At 37.6% G+C, this 12,831-nt stretch carries 8 protein-coding genes; 4 read left to right on the forward strand and 4 right to left on the reverse strand.

Going from position 1 to position 12,831, the window contains the following annotated elements:
• Nucleotides 1-42: 42 nt before the first annotated feature.
• The 3 genes from IM793_RS07680 to IM793_RS07690 form a co-directional block, all read right to left on the reverse strand.
• Nucleotides 43-1,623, reverse strand: coding sequence for a hypothetical protein (locus IM793_RS07680; RefSeq protein WP_193420449.1), 1,581 nt, complete (start codon nucleotides 1,621-1,623; stop codon nucleotides 43-45).
• A gap of 444 nt (nucleotides 1,624-2,067) precedes the next feature.
• On the reverse strand, nucleotides 2,068-3,429 hold the full coding sequence (locus IM793_RS07685) for a RagB/SusD family nutrient uptake outer membrane protein (RefSeq protein WP_193420450.1): 1,362 nt from the start codon (nucleotides 3,427-3,429) through the stop codon (nucleotides 2,068-2,070).
• A 17-nt stretch (nucleotides 3,430-3,446) separates the two neighbouring features.
• Nucleotides 3,447-6,566, reverse strand: coding sequence for a TonB-dependent receptor (locus tag IM793_RS07690; RefSeq protein WP_193420451.1), 3,120 nt, complete (start codon nucleotides 6,564-6,566; stop codon nucleotides 3,447-3,449).
• Nucleotides 6,567-6,764: 198 nt separating this feature from the next.
• Between IM793_RS07690 and IM793_RS07695 the strand changes: the two genes are divergently transcribed.
• Both IM793_RS07695 and IM793_RS07700 read left to right on the forward strand, forming a co-directional pair.
• Nucleotides 6,765-6,950, forward strand: a complete 186-nt coding sequence (locus IM793_RS07695; RefSeq protein WP_121283788.1) for a CsbD family protein — start codon at nucleotides 6,765-6,767, stop codon at nucleotides 6,948-6,950.
• Nucleotides 6,951-7,016: 66 nt separating this feature from the next.
• On the forward strand, nucleotides 7,017-8,066 hold the full coding sequence (locus IM793_RS07700) for a glycoside hydrolase family 130 protein (protein ID WP_193420452.1): 1,050 nt from the start codon (nucleotides 7,017-7,019) through the stop codon (nucleotides 8,064-8,066).
• Nucleotides 8,067-8,472: 406 nt separating this feature from the next.
• Here the strand turns inward: IM793_RS07700 and IM793_RS07705 are convergent, their stop codons facing one another.
• Entirely contained in the window at nucleotides 8,473-11,406 is a 2,934-nt protein-coding gene (locus IM793_RS07705) for a pitrilysin family protein (RefSeq protein ID WP_193420453.1), read from the reverse strand.
• Between the two features lie 221 nt (nucleotides 11,407-11,627).
• Here IM793_RS07705 and surE point away from each other — a divergent pair, with 221 nt between their 5' ends.
• Nucleotides 11,628-12,467: a 5'/3'-nucleotidase SurE gene (surE, locus tag IM793_RS07710; protein ID WP_193420454.1), complete on the forward strand. Its 840-nt coding sequence runs from the start codon at nucleotides 11,628-11,630 to the stop codon at nucleotides 12,465-12,467.
• 12 nt (nucleotides 12,468-12,479) lie between these two features.
• A complete protein-coding gene (locus IM793_RS07715) occupies nucleotides 12,480-12,752 on the forward strand; it encodes a stationary phase survival protein SurE (RefSeq protein WP_167296916.1) in 273 nt (90 codons plus the stop codon).
• Nucleotides 12,753-12,831 lie beyond the last annotated feature (79 nt).

Consider the following 12,831-nt stretch of genomic DNA (forward strand, 5'->3'; position numbering starts at 1 on the left):
ACATAATCCTCTATTGTAGCTTGTAATAAGTATTTAACTGTTTTAATTTACTGTTGCAAGAAAGGTTTTGACATACAGAAATCTTGCTGCAGGATTACTGTTTGGAGTAACATGAAACGAAATTCTAATTGCTGTTCTACCTTTTGGGAATGAATCTGGATTAGACTTAGTCCAATATACACCAGCTTTTCCATCAGTTCCAGATGCTGTGTATACTTTGAGTTTTCCAACAGATTCTAGTGTTCCGTTAAAACCTAGATCTTGTGCAGAATTGTAGGTGCCTGGCAGAAATACGATATCTTTTTTAATATCTGAAGGATCTATGGTTACACCATCCGCACTTGTATTAACAACATCGGGGTTAAAGATTAAATTTACAGAAGAGTTATCTATAGAATAAAGAGATTGATTAACAAAATAAACATCATTTCTGCCTCCGAAACCTTCCTGCCTAGAGTGATACACAACATTTGAATGAGGCGTATTAGATAAGTAAAATAAGCCCATAGGCTCATTATAATAAGGTAAGTAACCAACCGCAGATTGACTGTTTATTGTACCCGGAATACCCAGGCCCAAACCCGGATTCGGCCACAAAGCGCCATTCTGTGTACTGTTTCCTGTTAAATTAATATTAGTATTAGTTGTTAATGAAACAGATTGATTAACACCTCCGGTTTTTCCACCAAAAATGCCGCTAAAAAAACCTTTAACAATGTCTGATAAACCGCCTGTTAATGCCGTGCTTGAAGCATTAAATATTGCTGCTGGTAGACCTAATTTATTTCCTTCACCAGCATTAGCAGTATTGGTTCCCTTATTAGCAGCGAAAAAGGATGCTCCAACTGCATCTAAGGTACCTGTTAGAATTTTTGAAAGAGAAAAAGGGGAGCTACCGGGCGAAGTAATTGAGCCTTTAATTGTGCCTTCAGCTGTTCCGCCAAGAGAAATGGTACTTACATTTGTCCAATTAATAGTAGAATTTACACCTATTTGTTGAAATGTGCTTGTTTTAATATTGCTATCATAAGCAATCTCATATTGCGTCGCATACCAAACGCCTGTTGCTATTTGCGTAGGTTCAATTTTTGATGCAATTTTAATAGTGCTGTCAATATTCATATTAACAATGTCTTGACCGGAATAATTGAGCATATTTGAGTTAATAGCATTTGGGCCTAGATTCAGTCCTGTGGTTAAATAATCAGAGTTTTGAAAACCATTTGTTGTAACATAAATGTAGACTCTTAACAGCGCTCTATATTTATTATATAAAACAAAAAATGGATTACTCGGTAAAGGTTTAGCCGGATCAAATGTATTGTACAGTAATTTCCAACCATCAACAGGTAAATAATCATATTGAATATCAGATGTGAACCCTCTTACTGATCCATTGGCCCAAGGTACCAGTATAGTTTGAGAACCTGCGGGAGTCGGCATATAATCTGCCGTTGACCAATCAAAGTATGGAGTGGGTATTCCATTTTTGTTAAATTCATTGCTTTTAGATGAAATAACGCTTGGTTCTTGAGCTTTTTTACAAGCTGAAATCGATGAAATAATAAAGAAAACGAGAACTGTTTTCTTTAATAAGGTAGTTAAATTAGGGTTTTGTTTCATAAATAATTTTTTTAAGTATCAGAAGATGTGGTTTATACATCACAATGTAGTATTTTACAGTTGCATTTTTGAATTTGTTGTATTGTTTTTTTTGTAGCTTTTTAGATACTTTTTAATTTTCTATGGAGTACCTGTATTAATATATATAGCACAGCTTTAACAATAAATAGCGATTTAAGGAAATGTAAATCTTAATTTAGGTATAACGATGAAAAGAAAAATGCAAAACACTCTATTCTTAAAAGAATGGAATATTAGACTAAAGTCAAACAAGCTGATACAGACTCAGTAAATTTGGATAATTAACGGTTAGAAAGAGGCTGTGTCATAAGTTAACACAGCCTCTCTTTGTCATTTTTACTCGTATCCTTATGTAGAGCATTTTAGAATATTCAATTCCAAGAGGCGCAATTTTGTTTGTGATACAGCCGCTACAATTCATCTCTAGTAACCTGGGTTTTGAACCAGGTTTTTGTTGGCATCAATCTCCCTTTGTGGAATCGGGAAAACTAAGCTGGTAGAATTCCATGGTATGTTTCCAATATTAGTTTGCGTTCTTTTTGCATCGTGTAAAGCAAAACCTTCAAAAGCAAGCTCTAGTTTTCTTTCGTTAAGAATATCTGTGAGTGTAGCTGTAGTGGTTGTTAAGCCAGCCCTGTTTCTAACGGTTGCTAAATCCTGAAGCGGTGTGACACCGCCAACTGGAGCTGCTGGTGCTAAACGAACATTACTTTCTGCTCTTATTAAATACATTTCTGATAATCGCATTACAGGAACATTTCCATATACATTCGCATACTTTGATGTGAACATATCGCCATCTTCATAAAAAGCATTTATTCTGTCATCGTTAGTTGCATAGGTATTGGTAATCCAATCCTGAGAAATTATCGCCTCGCCTCTGCCTCCATAGGTTGATGAACCATAAAATTCGTTGAAGCCGTTAAAACCTGTTAAAGTTGTAACCTGCGTTGCGAAAATATCTTCACTTGAATTAACGCCGGGCGTTGAACCCATTGCTGGAAAGGCATCAATAAATGCCGGTGTTAAGGAATAATTACCTGACGCGATTACTCTGTTTGCTGCTGCTGCTGCTGCTGCATAATTTCCCATTTGCAGATATAACCTTGCCAGCATACCGGCAGCAGAAGATTTTGTTGCAAAAAAGCCATTTGTTGCAGGTAATTTTGCTTCTGCATCAGTTAAATCAGCAATTGCCTGTGTGTAAACAGCCGCTACAGTTGCCCGGCTCACATAACTAGCTTCAGTTACTGCTGTTGTTGGTGTTAAAACAATAGGAACACCTAAGTTTGTTGTTGGGCTCCCGTCATTATAAGCTTTACCAAATAGACGAACCAATTCGAAGTAGGAAGCACCTCTGATAAATTTAGCTTCACCCTCTACTTTGTTCTTTTTTGCCGCATCAACTTTACTAATTGCAGAAATTACATTATTTGCATCGTTTATGGCTGTGTAACCCGCAGCCCAAACGTTATTAACATAACTGTTTGTTTTTTGTAATGATTTTTTAATTGATTGAGTTAGTTCTTCATAAGTGCCGGTCCATTCTATTGCATTGGTATTTGCTAAAAAATCGGCCATTAGGAAAGGGCGGCCACCATAAAAATTTCTACTACCGAATTCTGAATATGCACCAACTAATGCGACCTCTACATCTTTTGAAGTTAAAAGTGCCTTGCTTTGTTCAATTGTATCAACCGGGTTTATTTCCAAAGCTTTTTTGCACGATGATACAGCTAAGAGCATTGATGCAAATATTAAATTATATATATATATCTTTTTCATAACGAATATCTGTTAAATTATAGGCCAATGTTTATACCGAATGATATCACTCTTGGTTGTGGAGCTGAATAAAAATCTACGCCCTGATTAATATTTGTAGACTGATAATCGGCATTCACTTCAGGATCCCAACCTTTATAACCTGTAATGGTAGCTAAGTTTTGTGCGGTAGCAAATAACCTTAATTTACTCAGTTTAAGCTTGCTTAAAACTGTAGGCGTAAAAGTATAACCCAACGTTAAGGTTTTTAAACGTAGATATTTGCCATCAGAAAGGTATCTGGTTGAATTACCGACACCGTTTCCAAATCCCAGACGTGGTTCAGGAACCATTGTAACATCTCCTTTTTTATCCCAGTAAGCCATCTGATCTGCTGTTTGGTTATCGTACCCGTTAGATGAACTCGCACTCATATAGGCACCACCTGCGTTAAAGATTTTATTACCGCTAACACCTTGTAAAAACACACCTAAATCAAAGTTTTTATAAGAAAATGTATTGTTAATACCGAAAGTATATTTCGGATTAGGATTCCCGGCAAATATCCTTTGGGCTAAGTTAATGTTACTAGTTGTACCTCTATCAATATTACCAGTTGTTGCATCAACTGTATTCAAATAATAAATCGCATCACCATTATCTGGATTTACACCAGCATATTCAGGCAGATAAAATACGCCGATTGGTTGACCAGAACTAGCAGCGTTAATTTCATTTGTGTTTAAAATTTGCCCACCTAAATCAGTTATCTTATTGTTGTTAATAGCTGCAGTTATGGCTGTAGACCATTTGAATGCTCCAACAAAATTTTCAGTATTAATCCCCAATTCATAACCTGTGTTGGTTAATTTGCCCAAATTCTGCGTTTTTGTTGCGAAACCTGTTGTTTGAGGTATTGGAACATCTAAAAGTAATTCTGTAGTTTTCTTCTGATAATAATCGAAAGTGGCCGACACTCTGTTTTTTAGGATACCAAAATCAAACCCCAGGTCTAATTGGGTTGTTTTTTCCCACGTTAAATCAGGATTTGCAATTCTCGAAGGTATCTGACCAGCCAAACCTCCGTAAGCGCCTGTACCTTTAAATAAACCACGTGCAGAATAGTTTCCGATTTCTGCATTACCCGTTAAACCATAGCTGGCACGCAATTTTAACAAACTAATGGTTTCGCTACTTTTTAAGAAATCCTCTTCAGATGCAATCCATGCCAATGAACCCGCAGGGAAGTAACCGTATTTTTGATTAGCTCCGAAACGCGACGATCCATCTGCCCTAACACTAAATCCAATTAAATATCTGTCATTGTATTTATAATTAGCTCTTAAGAAATACGAAAGAAAGCTAAACGCACCCTCATTACTTGAAGCCGTAACTTTGGTAGCGGCACTTCCCAGTTTTGTGTAAGAATCACTTGGGAAATCCTGACCTTCTATCGTACTGTATTTAGTAGTCGATTTTTGATAACTTGTACCTAAAATAGCATCAAATACACTTTTCTCTCCTAAATTAGTTCTATAACTAAAAAAGTTATTTGTATTTGCATTGATTACAAACGTAGAAATATTTACCCCATCACCATTTGATGTACCAGTGTTTTTGAATGTTAATGAGCCGTAATATGCTTCTTCGTTTTGATTTAAGTTATCAATTGAAAATTCAGATGTAAATTTTAAGCCCTTTGCGATGTTTACGTTAGCGAAAACCTTACCAATTGTACGATAAACAGTTGCTTTGTAAGCCGCATTTTCGATTCCGATAAAAGGATTATAGTAAAGCGGATAGTTTGAAGCAGCTCCAGGTAACGTTCCACTAATTAAGCCAGAACGCGGATCGATAAAAGGTGTAATAGGAGATAATGCAACTGCTTGTAAGGGACTTGAAAAAGCATTGTCATTTGATAACCTGTTGTTTATACTGTTTGAAAAGTTTAAATTAACACCAAGCTCTATAAAATCAGTAACCTTATTGGTTAGGTTTAATCTGCCGCTGTATCGCTTATAGCTATTACCAACAATAATACCTTGCTGGTCTAAAGCTTGACCGCCAATATAAAATTTAGTTTTCTCGTTGCCACCTGTAACATTTAAGTCATACTGCTGCGTAACAGGTTTATCTTGAAATGCTGCTCTCTCCCAGTTGGTATTTACCTTGTAGGTTTGATAATCATTGTTTCCTGCAGAATATCTGTTTAATCTGCCTTCAACAGCTGAGCTGTAATCATCGATTGCTTCTTGTAAGGTTGCATAATCGTCTGGTTGAGGGTCAGCAGGGTCTTGCGAGTTAAATTTGAAAGTAGCACCACCTATTGCAGCCCTGCGTAAAATTTTCACATATTGTTCAGCATTTAAGAATTCTCTGTGGTTTGACGGGCTGCTGATACCACCTAAAGCACTAAACGTTATTACACTTTTCCCAACTTTACCTTGCTTTGTCGTAATTAAAACAACACCATTTGATGCTCTTGCACCATAAATAGCCGAAGCTGATGCATCTTTTAGTACCTCAATAGATTCAATATCATTTGTGTTAATGTCTGCTAAAGCACTAGTGGGCGCTGAGGTGCCTGAAAAATCACCAGAAGTAATCGGGATTCCATCAACAATGTAAAGCGGCTCGCTACCTGCAGTTACTGATGCAGCACCCCTTACCCTAACGGTAATCCCCTGACCTAATTTTCCATTTTGTGCTGCAATTTGCACGCCTGCTGCCTTTCCTTGTAAGGCTTGCTCAAAAGTCGTAACTGGTAAGTTCTCCAGATCTTTAGATTTAACAGAGGCTACCGATCCAGTCACATCCCGTTTATTCTGCGTACCATATCCCACCACAACCACGTCTGATAGGGTATTGTTTTCCTCATCGAGGTTTACATTAACGGTCTGCCCGGTAACGGGCACTTCTTTGGCTTTGTAACCGATAAAGCTGAAAACGAGCGTTTTTGCATCGTCTGCAACCGTTAATTTAAAGGCTCCAGAGGCATCACTCTGCGTGCCGTTAGCTGGTAAGCCTTTTACAAATACGCTAACACCCGGAATTGGTCCGGAAGCTGATGTAACTTTCCCGGTAATTACCCTGCCTTGTGCGAAAGCAAATGAAATTACACCGAGAGACAAAAGCATACTAAAGAGTAGTTTTTTCATCAAATTAAGGAGTTTAGTTGATAATATGAATAGTTTGTTGAAATGATTTTTTAATATACTTAAAAATATCTGTAAAACCTTGTGGAGTAAAGTAAAATCAGGCCGTTATTTGGTTTTATCAGCTAAAAGCAAAACAAAAAGAGGCGATAACTGTTATGTATCTAGAAATTAGAATATTTTATTATAAAAAATACGAGCATGGATAAGTTAGAATTAAAAGGAAAGTGGAACGAAATAAAAGGTAAGGTTAAACAAGCGTATGGAGACTTAACCGATGATGATTTAAAACACGAAGAAGGCCAGGACGATGAATTGTTAGGCAAGTTGCAACAAAAAACCGGCAAGGGAAGAGATGAACTTGTGAAATGGATTAACTCATTATAACATCAATTTTATTAATCATAAACAGGCGGTCAATTTGGCTGCCTGTTTTGCTTTAAAACATTTTTTATGCCCGATATTGCAAGAAGATTTCCCGAAAACCCAATTTTATGTCCAAAAGATCTAAATTCCAGTAGGGCAGGGCTGGAAATCGTTTGTCTTTTAAATCCCGGTGTTTTTACCTTTCAAAATAAAACATGGCTGCTCATACGGGTTGCCGAAAGACCTGAGCAAAAACAAGGTATTATTTCTTTCCCTGTATTGAAAGATAATGGAATTGAAATTATAGCCATAGCAGAAAATCACCCCGACCTTGATGCGGGCGATCCGAGGGTGATCAATTATAAAGGCGCTGATTATTTAACCACACTATCACATTTAAGGCTGGTTTGCAGTGATGACGGTGTGCATTTTTACCAACCAGCCGGTTATCCTTTAGTGCAGGGTGAGGGAGAAGATGAAACTTTTGGCATTGAAGATTGCCGTGTATCCTTAATCGATAACACCTACTATTTAACTTTTACTTCAGTATCTGCGCATGGGGTAGGCGTTGGATTAAGAACAACAAAAGATTGGAAGCGTTTTGAGAAACACGGTATGATTATCCCACCGCACAATAAAGACTGCGCCATATTCGAAGAATGCGTTAACGGTAAATTTTATGCTTTACACCGGCCAAGCAGTGTGGCGCTGGGTGGTAATTATATCTGGCTGGCCGAATCTCCTGATGGAATCCATTGGGGCAAACACAAGTGTATTGTTAAAACCAGGCCTAACCACTGGGATAGTGCCCGTGTGGGCGCCGGTGCAGCACCCCTAAAAACCGCAGAAGGCTGGCTCGAAATCTACCACGGTGCAAACGAAAAACATCAATATTGCCTGGGGGCTTTTTTAATGGATTTAAATGATCCATCGAAAGTATTGGCCAGAACCGAAGAACCGATTATGGTGCCAACAGCAGATTACGAACTGCATGGTTTTTTTGGCGAGGTGGTGTTTACCAACGGCCACATCGTTAATGGTGATGAACTAACAATTTACTATGGAGCCGCTGATGAGTTTGTTTGCGGGGCTAAATTTTCGATCCAGGAGATTTTGAGTACCTTGAAATATGTTTAGCTGTAATTACGGATGGGGGTGTATATGCTTTACAGCCCTAAATAGTACCACAAATCTCGTTTTTAAACCGGATTGAAGGGGAGATCCTTTTTTGCAGCCTGGCCGTTTAGGTATTGGGCAAAAAAGATCGGATCGGAAAGCCGGAAGAAATGCTAACAAACCTACGGAACACTGCTTTCCCCAACCTTTATTGATAATTAAATATTCATCGCTCAATTCATAGCGAAACATCTTTGAACTAGCGTTGGTATTTGGCATTTCAATTTATTTGAACGACTATCCTCTGGAAACGAACTATTTTACCTAAATAAAAAAAGCGATCCCCGTTTCCGGGAATCGCTTGCAATTTTAGTTTTATGGCAAAGGCTTTTACCTTAAACCCTCCGCCTTCAAACCTTCAACCTTATTAGTATCCAAAAATCTGCTCTAAGCTCAATTTAGTTACCGGACCAAATTTGGCTAAATCGGCCATGTTGATTTTTTTCTCTGACGCAACAACACAATAGCTGTATGGCTTGCCCGAGAGGTTGTTTTGATGGAATGATTTTACATCATTAAACGTTAATGGCTTTAAGTTGGCGTATTCATCAATCCTTGAGTCGTGATCGAAACCTAATTTTTTATCTGCCAGGTAGCTGTAGATAATGCCATCTTTAGTAATACGGGTGGTTTCGAGGCCGTTTAAAGTATTGGCTTTAGATAAGGCAAATGATTTATCAGACTCTGGTAAAGTGGTTAATAACTCATTCATACCTGCTACTGCTTCGTTCATTTTATCGGCCTGTGTACCTACATAAGCAATAATTGCATTCTCTTTCTCTTTGGTGTTTGGCGAAGAATATACCGCAAAGGTAGAATAAGCCAGGGCTTTAGATTCGCGGATGGTTTGGAATACAACTGAACCCATGCCACCACCAAAATAGTTGTTAAATAAAGCAATTTTTGCAGCATTGGCCGGATCGTACAAGCCACCATTGCGTACCCAACGGATTTCGGCCTGTACCATATCGTAATCGGCAAAGTAAACTTTGTTCGAATCGGTTTTGGTATAAACAAATTTCTTAAGCGGTGCAGCATCAGTAAATTCTTTTGCCAATGGATGTGCTTTTACAATATCAGCAGAAAATGCAGGCAATGTTTTAGGTCCGTAATACGTAATGGTGTGTTTGTAATTGGTAAGGTTGTGTAAAAGGTAGATCAAATCTGCCGATTTAATGTTTTTGATCTCGTCATTAGTTAATCCGTAATTAAAAGGATTATCTGCACCATACTGTGCATAACTCATTAAACCACTTAGAATTGACGATTTATTTAATTTGTTGTTATCTCTTGATTTTAACAAACGGCCTTTTAAATCTTCTAAAGCTTTTTCGTTTGGTTTACAATGTGCTAAAACATCTTCAAGTAAAGCCACGGCCTTATCAAAATTCTCTTGTAAACCGGTGATAGAAACGGTAGTTACATCAGTACCTACATTGATGCTATAGCTACAGGCAATATTGTAGAATGCTTTGCTGATATCTTCTGCAGAATATTTATCGGTACTTAAAAAAGATAGGTATTGCGCAGCATAAGGCAGCAATTTGTAGTTATAAGAACCCATATCAAAACGGTAACCCATACGGAAAATGCCATTTTCGGTATTTTGTATGGCAATTACATCAGCAATACCTGCTTTACCAAAATTAAGGTCTTTGGTGTAATCTAAAAACTTAGGTGCGATCGGTTTTACCGGAGCATCGATAATGTTTTTTGTAAATGGAGAAACTTCGTTAGCATTGGTTTTTACTGCTGTAATTGTAGGTTTTTCTACTTTAACAATGCTTTTGTCTTCACCTTTATGTTTTAAGATAGCAGCATAGTTATTAATGAAAAACTTGTTGGCAAACTCTACAATTTCCTTTTTGGTTACTTTGGCCATGGCATCGGTTGATGCTAAGGTTTTATCCCATTCTGTGCCGCGGTTTTGGATAAAGGCATTCATTGCAAAATCTGCGCGAACGTCGTTATTGTCAAAACTTTGTAGTTCGGCCAGTTTAATGTTGGCAACAGTTGCTTTAATCAGGCTTTCGTCGAACTCGCCTTTTTTAAGCAATTCTACCTGCTCTAATAATAATTTTTGAGCCTCTTCTAAACTTTGTCCGGCTTTCGGAGAACCAGATAAAATGAAGATTCCGTAATCTTTCATGGAGTTATAACCAGCACCTGCACGCAACATTTTTTGTTGCTGGTTAATGTTGATATCCATTAAACCCGCTTTGCCATTAGATAAAATGCTTCCGATTAAATCTAAAAGTAAACTTTGATGGGTATTTTGGGCAAAGCCCCGGTAAGCAATATATAAGTTTTCGGCACTTGGACCGTAAATATCAACTGTTTGCACCTGGGTTAATGGTTTTTCTGGCGCAGGGTTGTAAAGTGCAAATGGTTTAGGAACCATGTAAGCAAAATCTTTATCGATTTTTTTAATTAAATCATCATAATTAATATCACCACTCATAATTAAGGCCATATTATTAGGCACATAATATTTGTTGTAATATTTTCTGATTTCGACTAATGATGGATTTTTTAAATGTTCAACAGTACCAATGGTGGTCTGTTGGCCGTAGTTATGTGTTGGAAACAATGCATATAACATTTTCTCATACATTTTACGACCATCGTTATCCATGCCGATGTTTTTCTCTTCGTAAACAGCTTCTAATTCGGTATGGAAGATGCGGAAAACAGGAGCGCGGAAACGCTCAGCCTGTACAGCCAGAAATTTATCAATGGCATTTGATGGAAGGTCTTCTTCGTAAACGGTTTCTTCTACAGCGGTATGCGCGTTGGTAGAGTTACTTCCGATCGACTTCATCATTTTATCGTATTCGTTTGCGATAGAATAATTAGAAGCTTCGCCCGATGTTTTGTCTATTTCCTTATAAATCTCCTTACGTTTGGCCGGATCGGTAGTTTTGGTGTACGTTTCGTAAAGTGCTTCGATCTTATCTAAAAGTGGTTTCTCTTTGGCATAATTTAGTGTTCCAAATTTATCTGTTCCTTTAAATAAAAGGTGTTCTAAGTAATGCGCCAAACCGGTATTGGTACGCGGATCGGTATTACTACCCGCTCTTACCGCCATTTTGTAAGTAATATTTGGCTCCTTGTTGTTTTGAGATAAAATTACAGTCAAACCGTTTTTTAACGTATAAAAACGTGTTTTGGTTGGATCGTTGGTAACGTACTTGTAGGTAAAGCCACCAGAAGTTCCTGTTTTCCATTGATAGATTGTTTGCGCCTTCGCTAAAGAACCTGTAATAAGAAAACAAGCCAAAGTAAATAGTTTAAATTTCATTGAATTGTTTTTGGTTTATGATCATGAATAGGTCTCTGTGGTTTAAGAGTGATCTTAAATACAGTATTCATTTTTAATAAGTTATTTGTTCAAATATAGATGCTTTATAGCAGGGAAAGAAATAATTTTAATTTCTAAACTAAAAAGCCAGGGATAAATGGTTTTAGTATAAAAATGGTGGTTTATTGTGCCTTGAATTTATAATCTGTATTTTTACAGGCATGACAAAGCAGGGCACAAAACCAAATATTTTAGTTGTAAATGATGATGGGATTACAGCTACAGGTATAAAGAATTTAATGGAGGTAATGCAGGAGCTGGGTAACGTGGTGGTAGTGGCACCAGATAGCCCTCAAAGTGGAATGGGCCATGCTATTACCATTGGCAAACCAATCCGTTTTGACAAGGTTGATCTTTATGCAGGTGTAGAAATGTATAAATGCAGTGGTACCCCGGTTGATTGCGTTAAAATTGCCGTAAATAAGATTTTTAAAGGTAAAAAACCTGATTTATGTGTATCAGGAATTAACCACGGATTAAATAATTCTATCAATGTGCTGTACTCGGGTACCATGTCTGCCGCGGTAGAGGGTGCGATAGAAAGAATTCCATCTATTGGCTTCTCTCTCGATGATTTTGCTGCCGATGCTGATTTCAGTTCTACCAAAAAATACATTAAAAATATCTGTGAGCAGGTTTTAGCGAACGGTTTGCCTGAAGGTACGCTCTTAAATGTGAATTTCCCGAAAGGCGACAACCTAAAAGGGGTTAAGATTTGCCGTCAGGCCAATGCCAAATGGATGGAAGAATTTGATGAGCGGACAGACCCTTACAAACGACCATATTATTGGCTAACGGGTGTTTTCGAAAATTTCGACAAAGGCGAAGATACCGATGTTTGGGCATTGGAGCATAATTATATTTCTATCGTGCCGGTGCAGTTTGATTTAACAGCGCATCATGCCATACAAACTTTGAACAGCTGGAATTTCATTAGCGGCAGCGATTCAAAAGCTGCGGGCGCTAAAGTTTCGGCAACAGATGGCATTAATTTAGGCTAAGCGCTTGCCATTATGATTGATCGGTTAAAAAGATTAAATAATTCGGTGTGGATAGGTTTAGGAATTGGTTTGCTTGTACCGGCAATATTTTGCTCAATTGCCTGGTATATCATTCACCATGTGGCTTCCCTGGCAAAAGCAGATTTGTTATACATTGGAGGCATTGCCATAAATGCGTATACCATGCAATACTTTTTTAAATACAATAAAGAAAATATAGGCAGAGGCATATTGGCCGCAACGTTTTTGTGTGCTTTTGTATTTTTTGCATACAAAGTTTTTTAAGGATGGAAAATGGAATAGGTAATACGGATGATGGGAATTTTACCTTAGATCTTCCGTTGTCCATTTTACATCATATATA

This window comes from Pedobacter sp. MR2016-19 (genome assembly GCF_014947265.1).
GTDB lineage: Bacteria > Bacteroidota > Bacteroidia > Sphingobacteriales > Sphingobacteriaceae > Pedobacter.